The sequence below is a fragment of the Streptomyces sp. SAS_270 genome, from assembly GCF_052543295.1.
On the sequence record NZ_JBMNDS010000019.1, the window covers coordinates 57,374 to 76,254 of the forward strand.

17 protein-coding genes are annotated in these 18,881 nt (G+C 71.7%); 5 read left to right on the forward strand and 12 right to left on the reverse strand.

Annotation, left to right across the window (positions count from 1 at the left end):
- Position 1 precedes the first annotated feature (1 nt).
- The 6 genes from cysD to ACN6LB_RS15745 form a co-directional block, all read right to left on the reverse strand.
- Positions 2-952, reverse strand: coding sequence for a sulfate adenylyltransferase subunit CysD (gene cysD, locus ACN6LB_RS15720; RefSeq protein ID WP_445026360.1), 951 nt, complete (start codon positions 950-952; stop codon positions 2-4).
- Positions 949-1,485, reverse strand: a complete 537-nt coding sequence (gene cysC, locus ACN6LB_RS15725; RefSeq protein WP_445026361.1) for an adenylyl-sulfate kinase — start codon at positions 1,483-1,485, stop codon at positions 949-951. The genes cysD and cysC overlap by 4 nt, the downstream gene beginning before the upstream one ends.
- A 23-nt stretch (positions 1,486-1,508) precedes the next feature.
- A complete protein-coding gene (locus ACN6LB_RS15730; RefSeq protein WP_445026362.1) occupies positions 1,509-2,243 on the reverse strand; it encodes a phosphoadenylyl-sulfate reductase in 735 nt (244 codons plus the stop codon).
- Positions 2,240-2,419 (reverse strand): hypothetical protein, encoded by a 180-nt coding sequence (locus tag ACN6LB_RS15735; RefSeq protein WP_356145106.1) that lies wholly within the window; start codon positions 2,417-2,419, stop codon positions 2,240-2,242. The genes ACN6LB_RS15730 and ACN6LB_RS15735 overlap by 4 nt, the downstream gene beginning before the upstream one ends.
- Before the next feature lie 31 nt (positions 2,420-2,450).
- On the reverse strand, positions 2,451-4,142 hold the full coding sequence (locus tag ACN6LB_RS15740; RefSeq protein WP_445026363.1) for a nitrite/sulfite reductase: 1,692 nt from the start codon (positions 4,140-4,142) through the stop codon (positions 2,451-2,453).
- A gap of 159 nt (positions 4,143-4,301) precedes the next feature.
- Positions 4,302-4,385 carry a putative leader peptide gene (locus ACN6LB_RS15745; protein ID WP_310591794.1) on the reverse strand — a complete coding sequence of 28 codons (84 nt, stop codon included), beginning with the start codon at positions 4,383-4,385 and terminating at the stop codon, positions 4,302-4,304.
- A gap of 209 nt (positions 4,386-4,594) precedes the next feature.
- Here ACN6LB_RS15745 and ACN6LB_RS15750 point away from each other — a divergent pair, with 209 nt between their 5' ends.
- Positions 4,595-7,684, forward strand: a complete 3,090-nt coding sequence (locus ACN6LB_RS15750) for an NACHT domain-containing protein (RefSeq protein ID WP_445026364.1) — start codon at positions 4,595-4,597, stop codon at positions 7,682-7,684.
- Positions 7,685-7,687: 3 nt separating this feature from the next.
- On the opposite strand, the gene ACN6LB_RS15755 is transcribed toward ACN6LB_RS15750, so the two are convergent.
- Together ACN6LB_RS15755 and ACN6LB_RS15760 are read right to left on the reverse strand one after the other, a co-directional pair.
- Positions 7,688-8,251 (reverse strand): GNAT family N-acetyltransferase, encoded by a 564-nt coding sequence (locus ACN6LB_RS15755; RefSeq protein WP_445026365.1) that lies wholly within the window; start codon positions 8,249-8,251, stop codon positions 7,688-7,690.
- A gap of 68 nt (positions 8,252-8,319) precedes the next feature.
- Positions 8,320-9,666 carry a hypothetical protein gene (locus ACN6LB_RS15760; RefSeq protein WP_445026366.1) on the reverse strand — a complete coding sequence of 449 codons (1,347 nt, stop codon included), beginning with the start codon at positions 9,664-9,666 and terminating at the stop codon, positions 8,320-8,322.
- Positions 9,667-9,855: 189 nt separating this feature from the next.
- On the opposite strand from ACN6LB_RS15760, the gene ACN6LB_RS15765 reads away from it, so the two are divergent.
- Positions 9,856-10,884 carry a M36 family metallopeptidase gene (locus tag ACN6LB_RS15765; protein ID WP_445026367.1) on the forward strand — a complete coding sequence of 343 codons (1,029 nt, stop codon included), beginning with the start codon at positions 9,856-9,858 and terminating at the stop codon, positions 10,882-10,884.
- Between the two features lie 88 nt (positions 10,885-10,972).
- Here ACN6LB_RS15765 and ACN6LB_RS15770 read toward each other — a convergent pair whose 3' ends face one another.
- Both ACN6LB_RS15770 and ACN6LB_RS15775 read right to left on the reverse strand, forming a co-directional pair.
- Positions 10,973-12,271, reverse strand: coding sequence for a GAF domain-containing protein (locus ACN6LB_RS15770; protein ID WP_445026368.1), 1,299 nt, complete (start codon positions 12,269-12,271; stop codon positions 10,973-10,975).
- Positions 12,272-12,757: 486 nt separating this feature from the next.
- Positions 12,758-14,392, reverse strand: a complete 1,635-nt coding sequence (locus tag ACN6LB_RS15775; protein ID WP_445026369.1) for an acyl-CoA dehydrogenase family protein — start codon at positions 14,390-14,392, stop codon at positions 12,758-12,760.
- A 181-nt stretch (positions 14,393-14,573) separates the two neighbouring features.
- Between ACN6LB_RS15775 and ACN6LB_RS15780 the strand changes: the two genes are divergently transcribed.
- The gene (locus tag ACN6LB_RS15780) at positions 14,574-15,785 is read left to right on the forward strand and encodes a YihY/virulence factor BrkB family protein (RefSeq protein WP_445026370.1); all 1,212 of its coding nucleotides are present in this window, start codon (positions 14,574-14,576) and stop codon (positions 15,783-15,785) included.
- Between the two features lie 33 nt (positions 15,786-15,818).
- Here the strand turns inward: ACN6LB_RS15780 and ACN6LB_RS15785 are convergent, their stop codons facing one another.
- Complete coding sequence (locus ACN6LB_RS15785; protein ID WP_445026371.1) at positions 15,819-16,661, reverse strand: NmrA family NAD(P)-binding protein; 843 nt, start codon at positions 16,659-16,661, stop codon at positions 15,819-15,821.
- Positions 16,662-16,765: 104 nt separating this feature from the next.
- Between ACN6LB_RS15785 and ACN6LB_RS15790 the strand changes: the two genes are divergently transcribed.
- Together ACN6LB_RS15790 and ACN6LB_RS15795 are read left to right on the forward strand one after the other, a co-directional pair.
- Positions 16,766-17,737, forward strand: coding sequence for an AraC family transcriptional regulator (locus tag ACN6LB_RS15790; RefSeq protein WP_356139013.1), 972 nt, complete (start codon positions 16,766-16,768; stop codon positions 17,735-17,737).
- 10 nt (positions 17,738-17,747) lie between these two features.
- Positions 17,748-18,449, forward strand: coding sequence for a helix-turn-helix domain-containing protein (locus tag ACN6LB_RS15795; RefSeq protein WP_445026372.1), 702 nt, complete (start codon positions 17,748-17,750; stop codon positions 18,447-18,449).
- Here ACN6LB_RS15795 and ACN6LB_RS15800 read toward each other — a convergent pair.
- Complete coding sequence (locus tag ACN6LB_RS15800) at positions 18,432-18,839, reverse strand: VOC family protein (protein WP_445026373.1); 408 nt, start codon at positions 18,837-18,839, stop codon at positions 18,432-18,434. The two genes, ACN6LB_RS15795 and ACN6LB_RS15800, sit on opposite strands and share 18 nt — an antisense overlap.
- Positions 18,840-18,881: the final 42 nt, after the last annotated feature.

Genomic DNA, 18,881 nt, shown 5'->3' on the forward strand with positions numbered 1-18,881 from the left:
TCTAGAAGTACCCCTCGCGCTTGCGGTCTTCCATCGCGGCCTCGGACATCTTGTCGTCGGCGCGGGTGGCGCCGCGTTCGGTGAGCCGGGAGGCGGCGATCTCGGCGATCACGGCGTCCAGGGTGGTGGCGTCGGAGTCGACGGCGCCGGTGCAGGACATGTCGCCGACGGTGCGGTAGCGCACCAGGCGCTTCTCGACGTGTTCGTCGTCCTTGGGGCCGCCCCAGTCACCGGCGGTGAGCCACATGCCGGCGCGCTGGAACACCTCGCGTTCGTGGGCGAAGTAGATCTCGGGGAGGTCGATGTGTTCCCGGGCGATGTACTGCCACACGTCGAGCTCGGTCCAGTTGGACAGGGGGAAGACGCGGACGTGCTCACCCGGGGCGTGGCGGCCGTTGTACAGGTTCCACAGTTCGGGGCGCTGGCGACGGGGGTCCCACTGGGAGAACTCGTCCCGCAGGGAGAAGACGCGCTCCTTGGCGCGGGCCTTCTCCTCGTCGCGCCGGCCGCCGCCGAAGACGGCGTCGAAGCGCTCGGACTGGATCTTCTCGGTGAGGGGCACCGTCTGCAGCGGGTTGCGGGTGCCGTCGGGGCGTTCGCGCAGCACACCGCGGTCGATGTAGTCCTGGACGGAGGCCACATGGAGGCGCAGCCCATGTGCGGCGACCACATGGTCGCGGTACTCCAGGACCTCGGGGAAGTTGTGACCCGTGTCGACGTGCAGCAGGGTGAAGGGGATCGCGGCGGGGGCGAAGGCCTTCAGGGCGAGGTGCAGCATGACGATGGAGTCCTTGCCGCCGGAGAACAGGATCACCGGCCGTTCGAACTCCCCCGCGACCTCACGGAAGATGTGCACCGCCTCGGACTCCAACGCATCCAGGTGCGAGAGCGCGTACGGGTTGACCTGCTCGGAGCCTGCGTCCTCGGAGACAGTGGCGACGGTCGTCGTCATGCGAGACCCCTCTCGTTGAGCAGCGTGTGCAGCGCCGCCGCGGACTCCTGCACGGTCTGGGTGTGCGACTCGATCCGCAGATCGGGCGACGCGGGCTCCTCGTAGGGGTCGTCGACCCCGGTGAGCCCCTTGAGCTCGCCCGCGGCCTGCTTGGCGTACAGCCCCTTCACATCGCGTACGGAGCACACCTCGACCGGGGTCGCGACATGCACCTCGATGTACGCGGCGCCGCTCTCCTGGTGGCGCTTGCGCACGGCCTCACGGCTGTCCGCGTACGGCGCGATCACCGGGACGAGCGTCTTGACGCCGTTACGGGCGAGCAGTTCGGCGAGGAAGCCGATGCGCTGCACGTTCGTGTGCCGGTCCTCGCGGCTGAAGCCGAGGCCCGCCGAGATGAACTCGCGGATCTCGTCGCCGTCGAGCACCTCGACGAGATGGCCCTCCTCGCGCAGCCGGCCCGCCAGCTCGTACGCGATGGTGGTCTTGCCGGCACTCGGCAGACCCGTGAGCCAGATGGTGGCTCCGGTCGTCACGTGCAACTCCTCAGTCGTTGTCTTCATTCGTGCAGTCCGCACTCGGTCTTGCCGCGGCCCGCCCAGCGTCCGGCGCGGGCGTCCTCGCCCTCCAGGACCCGGCGGGTGCAGGGGGCGCAGCCCACGGAGGTGTAGCCGTCCATCAGCAGCGGGTTGGTGAGAACCCCGTGCTCGTTGACGTACGCGTCCACGTCGTCCTGCGTCCAGCGCGCGATCGGCGAGATCTTGACCTTGCGGCGCTTCTCGTCCCAGCCGACGACCGGGGTGTTCGCCCGGGTCGGGGACTCGTCGCGGCGCAGACCGGTCGCCCATGCCTCGTACGACGTCAGGCCCTCTTCCAGGGGCTGGACCTTGCGCATCCTGCAGCACAGGTCCGGGTCGCGGTCGTGCAGCTTCGGCCCGAACTCGGCGTCCTGCTCGGCGACCGACTGGCGCGGGGTGAGCGTGATGACATTGACGTCCATCACGGCCTCGACCGCGTCCCGGGTGCCGATGGTCTCCGGGAAGTGGTAGCCGGTGTCGAGGAAGACGACGTCCACGCCGGGGAAGGCGCGGGAGGCGAGGTGGGCGACGACCGCGTCCTCCATGGAGGAGGTCACGCAGAACTTCCTGCCGAACGTGTCGGCGGCCCACTGGAGGATCTCCAGCGCGGAGGCGTCCTCCAGGTCGCGCCCGGCCTGCTCGGCGAGCGCCTTGAGCTCCGCGTCGCGCCCGTCGGTCAGCTCGGTGTCGTCGGTGTCTGCCTGAATGGTCGTCATATCTCGTCCCCTCCACCCGTGTTGTGCTGAAGACCCCGGGCGAGCAGCCCGAGGAACTTCAACTGGAAGGCTCGATTGCACGCTCCGCATTCCCACGCGCCGTGGCCCTGCTCGCTGGGACGCAGGTCCTCGTCACCGCAGTAGGGGCAGTAGAACGGCGCCGCACGCTCGCTCATGGCCCCTCCTTTCGCGGCCGTTCGCCGACGCTCACGACAGTGCCTCCTCGGAGGCACGCGCGGCCCATGTGGCGAACCGCTCGCCGTCCTCGCGCTCCTGCCGGAAGCGGGTCAGGACACGCTCGACGTAGTCGGGCAGCTCCTCCGAAGTGACCTTCAGGCCACGGACCTTGCGGCCGAACCCGGCCTCCAGGCCGAGCGCGCCGCCCAGGTGCACCTGGAAGCCCTCGACCTGCTCACCCCGGTCGTTGAGGACCAGCTGGCCCTTGAGACCGATGTCCGCGACCTGGATACGGGCGCAGGCGTTCGGGCAGCCGTTGATGTTGATGGTGATCGGCTCGTCGAACTCCGGGATGCGGCGCTCCAGTTCGTCGATCAGCGCGGCGCCGCGCGCCTTGGTCTCGACGATGGCGAGCTTGCAGTACTCGATGCCGGTGCAGGCCATCGTGCCGCGCCGGAAGGTGGAGGGCCTGACGCTGAGGTCGAGCGCCTCCAGACCCTCGACGAGGGAGTCGACCTGGTCCTCCGCCACGTCGAGCACGATCATCTTCTGCTCGACGGTGGTGCGCAGCCGGCCGGAGCCGTGCGCCGCGGCCACCTCGGCGATCTTCGTGAGCGTCGCGCCGTCGACCCGGCCGACCCGCGGCGCGAAACCGACGTAGAAGCGGCCGTCCTGCTGCCGGTGCACACCGACGTGGTCGCGCCAGCGGGCGACGGGCTGGTCGGGCGCGGGACCGTCGACGAGCTTCCGGTTCAGGTACTCGTCCTCCAGCACCTGGCGGAACTTCTCGACACCCCAGTCGGCGACCAGGAACTTCAGGCGGGCGCGGGTGCGCAGCCGCCGGTAGCCGTAGTCACGGAAGATCGACAGGACGCCCACATGGACGTCCGCGACCTCGTCGAGCGGCACCCAGGCGCCCAGGCGCTGGCCGATCTTCGGGTTGGTGGAGAGGCCGCCGCCGACCCAGAGGTCGAAGCCGGGGCCGTGCTCGGGGTGGTTCACGCCGACGAAGGCGACGTCGTTGATCTCGTGCGCCACGTCCAGGAGGGGCGAGCCGGAGATCGCGGTCTTGAACTTGCGGGGCAGGTTCGAGAACTCGGGGTTGCCGATGACGCGGCGGTGGATCTCCTCGATGGCGGGGGTGCCGTCGATGATCTCGTCCTCGGCGATGCCGGCGACGGGCGAGCCGAGGATCACGCGGGGCGTGTCACCGCAGGCCTCGGTGGTCGAGAGGCCGACCGCTTCGAGCCGCTCCCAGATCTCGGGTACGTCCTCGATGCGGATCCAGTGGTACTGCACGTTCTGCCGGTCGGTGAGGTCGGCGGTGCCGCGCGCGAACTCCTGCGAGATCTCGCCGATGACGCGGAGCTGCTCGGTGGTGAGGCGGCCGCCGTCGATGCGGACGCGCAGCATGAAGTACTCGTCGTCCAGCTCCTCCGGCTCCAGGATCGCGGTCTTGCCGCCGTCGATCCCGGGCTTGCGCTGGGTGTAGAGGCCCCACCAGCGCATACGTCCGCGCAGGTCATTGGGGTCGATCGAGTCGAAGCCCCGCTTGGAGTAGATCGTCTCAATGCGTGTCCGCACATTGAGACCGTCGTCGTCCTTCTTGAACTGCTCGTTGCCGTTGAGCGGGGTGAAGTGACCCACGGCCCACTGACCCTCGCCGCGGTGACGGCTCACCTTGCGGCGGGGCGCGGCGGGATTCTGCGGGGTGGCGGCCATGGCTGTTACGTCCTTCGGGACTGCGGGACAGGTCTGAAAGCGGCTCTGACCTGCGCATACGGGCGCATACGGAAGTATGGGCGCGTCATTGCGCAAGGGTCGCGAAACTGGGGGATACGGCGGCGCTGGGCCCGTGGCCGAAGGCCACCGGCGAGTGCGTCAGCGCGCCGGACAGATGGCGCTGGACATGCGGCCGAGATCGACGTGTCGCCGACTCACCAAGGCAATTCCAGTTCCAGACATGACGGAAGCGTGTCACGGGGATCTCGGGGCAGTCCACCACCGTCCAGAATGCGGACGAGAATGTCCCGCATGTTGGGACGCTGTGGTGTTCGTCACTCAGGCCCAGGTCGGAACCGTACGCCAGGGGCTTCCGCCAGGTGCGGGACACAGGCGGACGCCCCCTCGTATTCTGCCCTTCCGGTACGGCGCGGTGGCCGGAGGGGGAGTCCATGGGGGACCGAGCGCACGACGTGCTTCTTGCCGTGATCGCCTTCGTCCTCGGCGCCCTCGTCCTGAAACTCAAGGACTGGTTCAAGCATCTCGTCGACCTGGTCGCCACCGCGCTCTACAACCGGCTGGCGGGCAGCGCGCTCCTCGCCCGCACCGCGCTGCGCCGCTACACGGTCCGGATGTACGAACGCCATCACCGCTTCTCCGTCTCCTTCCGCCCGGAGGAGGCCAGGGCCATGGACATGGCATCGGTCTACGTCCCGCTGCGCACCGCGTCCGGTTTCGGCGCCGCGGCCGAGCGCGGCGAGGCCGGTGCCACGCTGGGCGCGGTGCGCCGGGCCGTGGTGCTCGGCGTCCCCGGCGCGGGAAAGACGATGCTGCTGCGCCACACCGTGCTGGCCTGGGCCCGCGAGCGCTACCGGCCCGACCGGCCGCCCGAGCGCACCTGGTACGACCCGCGCCGCAGACACCGCGTCGATCTCGGCACGCCGGCCGACGTCCCCGTCCTGCTCCCGCTGCGCTCCGTGGACCTGGCAGACGGCGATCTCGTCCACCACATCGTCGGGCACTTCGCCGAGCACGGCTTCCCCAAGGCCGGCAAGTGGGTCGCACGCGCCCTCGACGAGGGCCGGCTCGCCCTCTACTTCGACGGCCTCGACGAGATCCCGACCGGGCAGCGCCCACAGGTGGCCGCGGCGATCAGGACGTTCATGACCGTGTACGGCCGCTGCCGTGTCGTGGTCACCTGCCGGGTCGCCGTCTACCGGGGCGAGTTCAACGATGAGGCCGGGCGGACCCTGCGCGTCGAGGAGTTCGACGACCGGCTCGTCGGCCGCTTCCTGGAGGGCTGGCCCTGGCCCCCTACCCTGGAGCCGGACACCGTGGACCAGCTCCTCGGCGCCCTGCGCGACACCCCCCAGCTCATGGCGTTGGCCCGCAATCCGCTGCTGCTCACCATGATCGCGTACCTCTACAGCTACGAGTACGCGGGAACCGGCCAGGTCCTGCCGCACAACCGGGCCGACTTCTACGAGCAGGTCAACGTGAGCCTGCTGCGCGACCGGCAGCGCGACGCGCACTTCGTCCAGCCCGTGAAGCGGGCGGCACTCCAGCGGCTCGCGCTCGCCGCCCAGGACGTTCCACCGGACGCGTACGACCGGCTCGCGATGCCGTACGACAAGGTGCTGCCGGTGCTGCGCGAGACCCTGGAACGGTACGGGCGCCCGGCCGACGACGCCGAGGGCATGCTCAACGAGATCGTCGACCGCAGCGGGCTGCTCCTGTCCGTGGACAACGGCGAGCGCTTCCAGTTCGCCCACCTCACACTCCAGGAGTACCTGGCGGCCACGGCCCTCGCCGACGAGCCTGCCGCGCTGCTGGAGCGCTACCGCCGGGACCCGGAGGTCTGGCGCGAGACGGTGCGGCTGTGGTGCGGCGTCGTCTCCCGTGACTGCTCCGACGTGGTGCGCGAGATCCTGGCCGCCGATCAGCTGCTCGCCTTCCAGTGCCTGGCCGACGCTCAGGTCGTGGACGACGCGCTCGCGGACGAGATCGTGACGATGTTCCTCCAGCGCCTCGGGAACGGCGCGGCGCCGGCCGAAGGGAGCGAGCGGGACGCCGTGGTGGCCGCGTTCGGGCTGGTGGCGGCGGACCGGCGCCCGCGCGGAGCCGCGGTGTTCGATCTGCTGCGGGTGACGGCGGAGTACTCCGACGAGCCCGGGCAGGCACCGGCGGCGGTCCATGCGCTCGCGGCCACCCATCTGCCGTCGGCGGCGCGGTTCCTGGCGTCGCGGCTCATGCAACTGCCGGAGGCGAAGGCCGCGTTGGCGTCCATGGGGGATGTCGCGGTGGCGGCTGTGCTCGCCCCTGAGCTGCGTCTGCCCGGTGAGTTGATCACGGAGATGCTGTGGGCCGTCCGTACGCCGAGGGCGATCGACTCACTTGGTGAACTGCTCCGGTCGGACGACCCCGCGATCGCACAGGACGCGGCGTTCCGCCTGTCCGATCTGCTGCGGGACCGCGGGCTGGTGGTGGTGAAGAGGAACGTCTCCAGAGAGCTGGACTGGGTCCGGCGCTATCGGCCTGGCTGGGGCGAGTTCTTCTGGGTGATGGGGCCCTACCGCGAGGGTGGAGACTGGACGGGACTGCGGGGCATCTTCACTGCGCTGGCTGCCCACCTTCGCAAGGCCGCCGAGTCCGGCGCGGCCCCACCACCCGGCGTGGAGCCCGACCCTCGCATCGTGGTGCCGCTCGCCCTGGTGGACTACGGCGACGCCGGACCGAGGGAGCTGAGCCTGCCGAACGAGCTCGTCGACACCACGCTTTTTGCGGACCTGGACGCTTTTTTCGGCGACGCCGGAGGTTGGGCCCGGTCGTTGAGCCAGGGCCGACGCGGACTGGCCGATCTCGGAGTGCGACTGACCTCCTTCGGCCCTCCGGACGAAACCGGCGCCGAGCTGGGGCGCCGTCTGGTGGCGGCGGCGGGCCTGTCCGAGGCACGCGTGAGACTGCTGGGGTGGCTCAGGCCGGACCTGTGCCTGCGTGCCGTGCGACTGCTCACCACCACCGGTATCGCGCGCAACGAGAGCTGGCGGTCCGGTACCACACGCCTGAGGGAATCCGAGTTCGCCGTCAGGTTCTCCGCACTCCTGGTGCTGTACGTGATGCTGTCGATCGCCCCCTGCACCAGGGCCGGCGCGGCTGTCCTGGGTGGCTGGTCATGGGGCGTACAGGGCTGGCTGGGCATCCTCTTCCTGGCCCTGAACGTGGGATGCCTGGTGTACTTCGGTCTTGTCGGGACCAGACCCCGTTACCGGGCTCCCACGGGCCTCGACAGGCAAGCGTGGGCCAGGGAACACGACGACCAGTCCACCCGACGCGACATCTGGACCGTGACGGTCTGTCTCGTGCCGCTCGGCAGCTGCATCGCCCTGGCCGAGTGGTGGGGCACCTGGGCGTCGGGTGCCGTCGGCGTCGCGCTCTGCGCGGGTGTCATCGTGCTGCTGGCCCCCCTGGCGACGCCTCGGGTGTTGGAGAAGTTCCTGGACGAGGGGCTGCCCTCCCGGGTACTGCCCCTCGTCCAGGAGTGACCCCTACGCTCCCGGCCAGGGCCCCGGAGCCGCCACGTCCTGCTCCTCCTCGACCTTCGTGTCGAAGAGCTTGAAGCCGCGGCGCTGGTAGTTGTCCATGGCGTGCTCGCCGTCCTTGCTGCACGTGTGCAGCCAGACCCGCTTGGTCTCGGCCCGGTCCGGCCACCGCTCGGCCAGGTCCCAGGCGCGCGCGGCGCCGTACGCGAGGAGGTGGCCGCCGATGCGGCGGCCGCGGAAGGCGGGGATCAGGCCGAAGTAGACGATCTCCACGGCTCCGTCGTCCTGCGGGTCCAGCTCGACGTAGCCCGCCGGGGTGCCCCGGTCGTAGGCGACCCAGGTCTCCACGCCGGGCCGGGCCAGGAACTCCTGCCACTGCGCGTACGTCCAGCCGAGCCGGTCGGTCCAGAGGATGTCCCCGCCCACGGACGCGTACAGGAAGCGGCTGAACTCCGGCGAGGGCACCTCGGCGCGGACGATCCGGACGTCCCCCTCCGGGGCGACCGCGGGGAGCAGGTCGGTCGGGGCCGTCTGCTCCAGGGACCAGGTGGTCACAGTGACGTTGCTCATGCGGGCCAGGGAATCATCTTCCCCGGCGGCCTGTCGAAAGGGGTCGGCCACGGCGGCGCAGGGACCGGCTACTCCAGAGACTTCTCGACGGAGGTGAGCGGGGCCGCGTAGAGCACGCCGTCCGGGGAAAGGGACCACAGCTCGCCGGTCTGCTCCCAGTACGACAGGGAGCGGGTGCCCCGGCCCCAGCAGGCGTGCGACTGGTCCGCGGTGCACTCGGCGGCCTTGGCGCCGCTTCCGCTCTGCCGCCACAGGACGTCGTGGTGGTCCGAGGTGCGGTCGACGTACCAGTCGGCCCCGCTCGCGCCCTCGGCCCGGTGGGAGAGGACCCCGGACACGCCGGTCGCCTTCGTCTCGTAGGCCTCGCTCGCGTCCACACGCCCACGGGTGTCGCCGGCCAGCAGGCCGCCACGGGCCGTGTCCGTGCCGAGGCCGAAGGGGTAGCGCCACAGGCGGGTGCGGCGGTCGCTGCCCTGGGGGATCCGCTCGCTCGCGACCAGGCTGTCGGGCGCCGAACTGCGGTCGAGGGAGAGGGCGCCGGGACATGGGGTGCCCTGGTCCGTCGTCGGGTCGCAGCGGCCGCCGGCCGGGGTGTACGAGCCGATGGCGGGCAGCACGTACTGGTAGCCGTGCGCCGCGTAGCCGCCGTTCACCCTGCCGATCGCGCTGTCGGCCGCGTCGGCCTTCAGGATGCGGTGCAGGTCGAAGACGAGCAGGCCGCCCGCGCGGTCCGCGCCGCCCTCGGCGGTGACGATCAGCTTGCCCTGGTACCAGACCATCCCGGACAGCCGGGAGCGGACCGCCGTGAAGTCCTTGCCGCCGTCCGTCGGGGCCACGAGGAGGATCCAGCGGTACGTGAGGCGGTCCGGGTCGTTCGCGTCTATGACGGCGATCCGGGCCAGGCTCCTGTCGCGCGCCGGGGTGCCGGCCGTGCGCGCGCTGTGCGTCCAGCCCGCGAGGATCACCCGGTTCTCGCCCCACGCGCCGTCGTCGTCCGCGTCGCCGGAGGTGGTGACGGCCCGCGGCACCCAGCCCGGTGACGTCGAGTCGGCGCGGTCCCAGCAGTACGCGCGCGTGGCCGTCGGCTCGACGGGCAGCGCGTCCGTCTCGGCGGTGTCGCAGCCCGCCCGGTTGCGCATCACGTGATCGGTGTCGGTGAGGACCCCCGAGACGCCGACGTTCCCGCCCATCCGGCGCGTGAGCGTGTCCAGCGTCCTGGCGTCGACGAGGTTCTCGTGCAGCCGGAGCGGGCCCGCCTGGGACACCGGCGCGAGCGCGCCCGGGGCCCCGCTGCCGGAGGCCTGGGAGGTGCTGATCAGCGTGGCGGCCGCGGTCAGCGCGAGCGCGGTTCCGGCGAGGGTGGCGCGCAGCGCCTGTCCCCTCCTGCGCCGGCGATGCCTGCCGCGGTGTTTCATGCGTCCTCCCGAGGAAGGCCAACTGCCTCCCACGCTCAGGGCGTTGACGGAGAGGCGGGTGGGGGGCCTGTCAGAGGATGCTACGCCAGGTGACCGCAGGCCTGGTGGAAGACCCGTAAACAGGGCAAGATCTCGCCGCGCAACGTCACCCCCCGCATCCACGGTCCACCCATGTTCTGGAGGATGTGCATGACACGCCGACACTCCCGCGTGCTGCTCACCACGGCCACCCTCGCCGTGGCCCTGGCCACCCTTGCCGCGCCCGCGACGGCGTCCGCCGACCCGCAGGCGCGCGTCTTCATGGTCAACCCCGTCCAGTCGTCGGGCGACGAGAGCCTCACCGACCAGAAGGACGCCGCCACGGCGGTCCCCGGCTCCGCGTACGCCCTGGCCGCCCTGCGCAACCTCGACTCCTCCGGCGGCCTGTCCGGCAAGTGGGTCTACGTCAGATCGGACACCGGCGCCTCCGCGAAGATCGCGGACGTCGGCACGTACACCCGCAAGGACGACCAGTTCGAGCAGGTGATGGCGTACTTCTGGGTCAACGAGGCCCAGGAGTACCTGCAGAGCCTCGGCTTCGGCAGCGAACTGCCCGGCGCCAACGACCGCGCCCAGCCCGTCCGCATCAACCAGTGGGGCGCCGACAACTCCTTCTTCACCGACAAGAAGGCGGAGATCCGCTTCGGCAAGGGCGGTGTCGACGACGCGGAGGACGCCGAGGTCATCGTCCACGAGTACGGCCACGCCGTGCACAACGCCCAGGTCCCCGGCTTCGGTACGTCCGAGGAGGCGGGCTCCATCGGCGAGGCCTGGGGCGACTACCTCGCGGTCTCGGTCGGCGCCTACGCGGACGCCAAGTACGGCTGGCCGCGCAGGACGGATCTCGCGTGCGTCGCCGACTGGGACTCGGTGGCGTACACCTCGACGGCTCCGCACTGTCTGCGGCGCGTCGACGGGAACAAGGTGTACGGCGACAAGGTCGGCGAGGTGCACGCCGACGGCGAGATCTGGTCCCGGGCGCTGTTCGACATCCGGGGCGCGCTGGGTGCGCGCGAGGCCGACCGGATCATCGTGAACGCGCAGTTCGGCTTCGCGCCCGACACGAGCTTCACGGACGCGGCGCTCACGACGATCGCCACCGCCCGGAAGATGTACGGCACGTCCGCCGCCGACACCGTCCGGGCCGCCTTCCGGGCCCGGGAGATCCCCGGAGTGTGAGTGCAGGGCGGCGGCCGCGACATCTCGGGGCCCCCCCCCGGGACTTCGGCGTACGGCTTCGGTGACGTACGACCTCGGAACGCCGCGACTACAGGCGCCCCGCGCCCCACGGCGTTCCCTGTCCCCGTCGCACCGCGGGCGCAGTGGAGTGCGGCAGCAGGTCGAGGGGGTCCTCGGGGAGCACGACCTCGACCTCGGCGGCCTCGCTGAAGCGGTACGGCCGGTGTTCCAGCAGCGCCCCGAGATACCGGCGTACGCGGGACATCTCCGCGCGGACCGTGACCGTGCGGCCGGGGTCGCCGAACAGGTCGTCCGCGAGGCCCGAGGCGGTACGGCCGGCGGGATGGACGGCCAGCAGGTAGAGCAACTCGGCGTGGCGGGGGCTCAGTTCGTGCGTCCAGGTGCCGGAGCCGGACGAGACGCTCAGCGACCAGCGGCGCGGCTGCGCCAGGTCGAGCACGATCCGCGTCGCGCCCCGGGACACCGGCTCGTCGGCGGCCCTGACCAACCAGCCGCCGGGCAGCGGCTCCACCGAGCACAGCCCGATCGGCGGCAGCCAACTCCGCCCGGGGGACAGGGCCTTGGGCAGCGCCAGCCGGTTCGTGTACGCCATTCCCGTGACCGCCGCGGTCCAGCCGTCCGTGTCCACGGCGAGCGCACGTCCCCCGAGCCGCGCCAGCACCGGCGCCGCGACCGCGCGCAGCCGCTCCAGCGAGGTCAGATGCATCTCCCGCAGCCGCGACTCGGCGAGCTTGGCCACCGAGTCGACCAGGGCGAGCGTGGCCGGGTGGAGGGTCTCCAGCGGGCCGCTCACGTCCACGACGCCGATGAGGGAGCCGTCGCGCGGATCGGTGATCGGGGCGCCCGTGCACGTCCAGGTGAGGTGGGTGCGCACGAAGTGCTCGGCGGAGAACACCTGGACGGGACGGCGGGCGACCAGCGGAGTGCCGACACCGTTCGTGCCGACGACGTCCTCGCGCCAGTCCGCGCCTATCTCGAAACCGTGGCCGTCCGCCTTGCGCAGCACGGCCGAGCAGCCCTCCCGCCACAGCACCCGGCCCTCGGCGTCCGCGACGACCATGATGTGCTGCGAGACGTCCGCGACCGACAGCAGTCCCTCGCGCAGCACCGGCATGACATGCCGCAACCGGGAGGTCTGCCGGCGCCGCTCGACCTCGTCGCGGCTGAGCAGCCCGGCACGGAAGTCGTGGTCCGGGTCCACGCCGCAGCGCAGCATCCGTTCCCAGGACGCCTCGATGACCGGGCGCGGCGCGACCCGGGTGCGCTGCCCGGAGAGCGTGGCGGTGCGCACCTCGCCGAGCACGCGGGCCGCCTGCGCGGCGTCCAGGGCGGCGAGCCGCGTCACGTCGATCGGCGAGTGCACCACTGGATCCTCCCGGACGGTCCGCGAACAACCGGTTGCTCGGCTCTTTTCGGCCAAGCCTCCCAGGTGCCCCGCCGACTGTGGCTCTCATAGTGCCGCCCGCCCGGGGTGGACGGACACACTTCGGCGGCAGAGGCAGAAAAGTTGCAACCCCTTGCAACCCTGGCGAACAGCCGTACGGCGTCAGAAACTTGAACAACGCCGCCTGTACGGCGTCCGTGCTCCTTGAACGGGGCCAGCACGCGGGGGTGGTGCCGTGTCGGCGCAGCACCACCCCCGTACGGCGTAGGTTCCGCTCTCGGCCAGGACCTGTCCGGCCGATCATGCCGCAGACGTGGGGTCTGGCACGCTCATCTGCGGCGTTGTCGTCGGTCGCCGACGCTCCGCGTCGACTCCCTCCTCCGCCTTGCAGCTGCACGCACCAGACCCCGCTCACCGGTGTCGGCCAGGAGCCGTTGCTCCTCTGCGCCTTGATCGGCCGAACAGGTCCTAGGACACCGGCCGGGCCCGCTCCACCACGGTGGCCAGATCCAGACTGTGCGGCAGTGTCCCGAAGGCCGCACCCCAGTCGCCGCCCAGTCGTGAGGCGCAGAACGCGTCGGCGACCTCCGCGGGCGCGTACCGCACCAGCAGCGAACCCTGGAGCACCAGCGCGATGCGCTCCACCAGACGGCGGGCGCGGCCCTCGATGCCCTCCAGGTCGGCGAGTTCGGTCAGCAGGTTCTTGATCGCCGCGTCGAGGCGATGGTCGGCGCCGCGCGCCTGACCGACCTCCAGGAGGAAGGCGTTGAGCGCCTGCGGCTCCCGCTGGATCGCGCGCAGCACATCCAGCGCCTGCACGTTGCCCGCCCCCTCCCAGACGGAGTTGAGCGGCGACTCGCGCAGCAGCCGCGGCATGCCGGACTCCTCCACGTACCCGTTGCCGCCCAGGCACTCCGCCGCCTCCGCCACCACCGGCGTACAGCGCTTGGTCACCCAGTACTTCGCCGCCGGCACCGCGAGGCGCAGGAACGCCCGCTCCTGCTCACCCCCGTCGTCGTACGCCGCCGCCAGCCGCAGCGCCAGCGTGGTCGCCGCCTCCGACTCCAGCGCCAGGTCCGCCAGCACGTTGCGCATCAGCGGCTTGTCGAGCAGCCGGCCGCCGAAGGCCTCGCGATAGGTGCTGTGGTGGACCGCCTGCGCGACGGCCTGGCGCATCAGCGACGCCGAACCGAGCACGCAGTCCAGCCGGGTCGCCGCGACCATCTCGATGATGGTGCGCACCCCTCGCCCCTCGTCCCCGACCCGGCGCGCCCAGGTCCCCTCGAACTCGACCTCGCTGGAGGCGTTGGAGCGGTTGCCGAGCTTGTCCTTGAGCCGCTGGATGCGGAACACGTTGCGCGTGTCGTCCGCCAGGACGCGCGGCACGAGGAAACACGTCAGCCCGCCCGGAGCCTGCGCCAGCACGAGGAAACCGTCCGACATCGGCGCCGAACAGAACCACTTGTGGCCCGTCAGCTCGTACGTGCCGTCCTCGGCGAGCGGCCGCGCCGTCGTGGTGTTCGCGCGGACGTCACTGCCGCCCTGCTTCTCCGTCATGCCCATGCCGAAGAGCGCGCCGGCCTTCTGCGCGGCGGGCCGCAGCCCCTGGTCGTAGACCGTCGAGGTCAGCCGCGGCTCCCACTCGGCGGCCAACTCCGGGTCCGTGCGCAGCGCGGGCACCGCCGCGTGGGTCATCGACAGCGGGCAGCCGTTGCCCGCCTCGACCTGCGTCCAGACCACGAACGCGGCCGCGCGCCGCACATGCCCGCCGGGCCGCGCCCAGGCCGAGGTCAGCCCCGCCGAGACACCCTTGCCGAGCAGCCGGTGCCAGGACGGATGGAACTCGACCTCGTCGATGCGGTGCCCGTAGCGGTCGTGCGTCCGCAGCTTCGGCGGGTTCTCGTTGGCGAGCACCCCCCACTCCTGGACCTGCGCGGAACCCGACGTACGTCCGAGGGCCGACAGTTCGTCGCGCGCCTCGTCCAGGAGCCGGGGTTCGAGATGCCGCTCGACGGCCTCCGTCAGCGCCCGGTCGGCGGAGTAGACGTCATAGCCCACCAGGGGCGGAACCTGGTTGGTCACTTCGTGCGTGCTGGCTGCCATGTCTGCGAACCTACTCCTCGGTACGGGCAGGTCACCAGGTTTCCCGGGCAGGTGCCGCGCGCCGTGATTCCGGCGGATTTCCGGTGGAACGGCCTCGGAACGGGAGGGGCGGGGGCCCGCCCCGCGCGGGCCGTCGTACCGGAGGGTGAGTGGGGCCCGGCACTGCGGATACCTTTAGGGCGTGCAGCCAGCAAGTGAACCACCCGAGAGCCCCCGCGGCCGTCTCCACCGGGCCCGTGCCCTCTACCGGAACGTCTCCAAGCGCAGGACCGCCTGGCTGCTGGTCAAGGACACCGTCAATTCGTGCATGGAGTACCGCATCCTCGGCCTCGCGGCGGAGGCGGCCTTCTTCACGCTGCTGTCCGTACCGCCACTGCTGCTGAGCATGATCGGCCTGCTCGGCTACGTGGACGACTGGACCGGTGCCGACACCATCGCGAGCCTGGAGTCCAACCTCCTGGAGGCCTCCCGCACGGTCCTGTCCGACAAGGGCGTCACACAGATCGCCCAGCCGATCCTGGACGACGTGATGAAGGGCGGCCGCCCCGACGTCATCTCCATCGGCTTCCTGTTCGCCCTGTGGTCCGGGTCCCGCGCGGTCAACGTCTTCATCGACACCATCACCGTCATGTACGGCCTCGACGGCGCCCGTGGCATCGTCAAGACCCGACTGATGTCGTTCCTGCTCTTCATCGTGGCGCTGATCATCGGCTCGGTGGCGCTGCCGCTGATGGTCGCGGGCCCGGACGCCGTGGTGAAGATCGTGCCCTGGTCGACGACGGTCGTGCAGATCCTGTACTGGCCCGTCGTCATCGTGCTCTCGATCGTCTTCCTGACCACGCTCTACCACGTGTCCGTGCCCGTGCGTTCGCCCTGGGTCGAGGACGTCCCCGGCGCCCTCGTCGCCCTCGGCATGTGGATGCTCGGCAGCTTCCTGCTCCGCATCTACCTCACCAACACCGTCGAGGGCCCCACGATCTACGGCTCGCTCGCCGCGCCCGTCGCCGTCCTGCTGTGGATCGGTGTGTCCGCGTTCGCGGTGCTGGTAGGCGCCGCGGTCAACGCCGCCATCGACCGGATCTGGCCGGCCGCCGCCACGGCCGCGGCCCGCGCCGCCAACGAGCGGCTGCGCCAGGAGCAGGCCGCCGAGTACGTCGCGCGCGCCGCGGCCTCCCGCGCCGCCGACTCCGACTTCGATGCCGACCCCGACGACCCGGACATGCCCTCCGAGTTCCCGGAGCGCTGGTCCCGCTTCCTGCCGCCCGAGGACGTCACGTCCCGGCTGCGCACGCACGCGAAGAACACCCATCATCAGCCGCATCCCCATCCGCACCCGCATCCGCATCCGCACAAGAACGGGGACGCGCCGCCGCCCCGTCCTCCGGAGGAGTGACCTACGGGGGGAGTGACCCACGGGGGAGGCTGCCTATTCCTTCCAGGCGCCTGCCGCCGCGGCCTCCCGAACGAAGTCCGTGAAGTCGCGCGGCGCGCGGCCCAGGACCTGCTGGACACCGTCGGAGAGGTAGGAGTTGCGGCCGTCGAGGAGGCTCTCGAAGAGCTCCACGAGGAACTCGACCTCCTCGGGCGGCACCCCGAACCCCGCGAGGTTCCCGCCGTACGCGCGGGCCGTCACCGGGGTGTACGTCAGCTCGCGGCCCGTCGCCCGCGCGATCTCCGCGACCGCGTCCCGGAACGTCAGCAGCCGCGGCCCCGACACCGCCAGGTCCTGGCCGACGTACCGGTCACCCGCCGTGAGCGCGGCCACCACGACGTCCGCGATGTCCCGCACATCGACGAACGGTTCCCGCACCTCACCCGCCGGGAACACCAGTTCCCCATGCCGCAGCCCCTCCACGAGCGGGCCCTCGCTGAAGTTCTGCGCGAACCACGCGGCCCGTACGACCGTCCAGTGCGCGCCGGACTCCCTGAGCGCCTCCTCCGTCGGCCGGGCCCGCTCCTCGCCCCGCGACGACAGCAGCACCAGCCGCCGTACGCCGAGCCCGACCGCCTCCGCGGCGAGCGCGCCGACCGCCGTGGCCGCCGCGGGCGAGCCGACGTCCGAGGGAAAGACGAGGTACGCCGCGTCGGCGCCCCGCAGTGCATCCGCCCACGTCGACCGGTCCTCCCAGTCGAATCCCTGGGCGCGCGAGGCCGCCCGTACCGTGAGACCTGCGGCCCGCGCCGCCTCCGCGACCCGGCGGCCCGTGCGCCCCGAGGCCCCCGTGACCAACACCGTCATGTCCTGCGTACCTGCCGTGTTTTCCGTCATGCCGTTCAGTCAACTTCCGTGCCCGGCACGGGAACATCGCTGAAGGACTCATTCCCATAAGCCGACGTCTACGGCGCCCGGCCCCGGGCGTCTACGCTGACGCCATGGACGCTCCTCCACGCTCGACCACGCTCACGCGGGGGGACCCCCTCGCCGGCCTGCTGGAGGGCCCACGCGCCCGGGGCGCCTTCATGATCCGCGCCTGCTTCGACCCGCCGTGGTGCGTGCGGGTGGAGGACCGCGCTCCGCTGACGGTCGTCCTCATGGTCCGCGGCGACTCCTGGATCATGCCGGACGGCGGAGAGCCCGTGCGGCTGCGGGCCGGCGACCTCGCCATCACCCGCGGCCCCGACCCGTACACCTGCGCCGACGACCCGGCCACCGCACCGCAGGCCGTCATCCTGCCCGGCGGCGAGTGCAGCTACCCCGACGGACGGTCCCTGAAGGGCCACTGGGACCTCGGCGTACGCAGTTGGGGCGACCGGCTCGACGGCTCCGCGGTGATGCTGATCGGGACCTACATGATGCAGGGCGAGGTCCACGGACGGCTGCTGGACGCCCTGCCGCCGCTGCTGACGCTCACCCCCGACGTGTGGGAGTGCCCGCTCACGCCGATCCTCGCCGAGGAGATCGTGCGCGACGAGCCCGGGCAGGAGGTGGTCCTCGACCGGCTGCTCGACCTGATCGTCATCGCCGCGCTGCGCGCCTGGTTCTCGCGTCCCGAGGCCGCCACGCCCGCCTGGTACCGGGCGCTCGCCGACCCCGTCGTCGGGCGGGTGCTGCGGCTGCTTCAGGACAACCCCGCCCACCCATGGACGGTCGCCACCGTCGCCGCCAAGGCCGGGGTCTCGCGGGCCGCGCTGGCCCGCCGCTTCAGCGAACTCGTCGGCGAGCCCCCGATGACCTACCTGACCGGCTGGCGGCTCGCCCTCGCCGCCGACCGGCTGCGCGACACCGACGACACGCTTGAGGCGATCGCCCGGCAGGTCGGCTACGGCAGCGCGTTCGCGCTGTCCAACGCCTTCAAGCGGGTGTACGGCGTCAGCCCGCAGGAACATCGGGCGCGCGCCGCGTAGCGTGGTGGGTGTGTACGTGGAGCAGGCGTCCAGGTTCCCGGGCGCGGTGGTGTGGAGCCGCACGCTGGGCTCCCCGGACGATCCCGTGATCCGGCCCGTGCTGCCCGACGGGTGCATGGACCTGCTGTGGAGCGAGGGGCGGCTGCTGGTCGCCGGGCCGGACACACACGCGTACGTCCCGGTCGCGGGGGAGCGGCCCGTGCGGTGGGCGGGCGTGCGGTTCCCTCCCGGCACCGCGCCCGCCCTGCTGGGGGTGCCGGCCTGCGAACTGCGTGACCTTCGCGTCGAGTTGGCCGATCTGTGGCCCGCCTCGGAGGTACGACGCCTCACCGCACGTGTGGACGCGGCCGCCGACCCCGTCGCTGCCCTGGAAGACGTGGCCCTGGAACGGGCGGCCGACCGCGATCCGGCGGACCCGCTGCTGCGCCGACTCGCCGCAGCGCTGGACGCGGGCCGCCCCGTCGCGGCCGCCGCCGACGAACTCGGCCTCGGCGTACGCCAGTTGCACCGCCGCTCGCTGGCTGCCTTCGGGTACGGACCCAAGACGCTGGCCCGTGTGCTGCGGCTCCAGCGGGCGCTTGCGCTGGCCCGGGAAGGGGTGTCCTTCGCGGAGACGGCCGTCCGTTGCGGGTACGCGGATCAGGCCCATCTGGCGCGGGACGTACGGGAGTTGGCGGGGCGGACGCTCGGGGAGCTACTGGGTCGCGGGTAGCGCGGCGAACAGGTCGACGCCGTTGCCGTCCGGGTCGTGCACCACGGCGTACCGCATGCCCCAGAAGGCGTCCCACGGCTTGAGCTCGCCGTGGTGGCCCGCGCCGACGAGGTCCTCGTACACCGAGTCCACCTCGGCCGGTGAGTCACAGGTGAACGCCAGCGAGATCCGGCCCCCTCCGGCCGGGGGCCGCCACCCGGGGTGGAACGAGCGGACCGTCGCCTCGGTGTCCAGGGCCAGCCGCAGTCCGCCCGGCAGTTCCGCCTCGACGTGCGGCTGGGTCTCGGAGCCGTCGGGGAAGACGAGGCCGAGGCGGCGGTAGAAGGCGAGGGAGGCGGCCAGGTCGGAGACGACCAGGCCGATCACGTCGAATCGTGGAGTCTTGGTCATGTGGCCACGGTAGGCGGGGGGCGGGGGCGGGTCTTGAAGGAA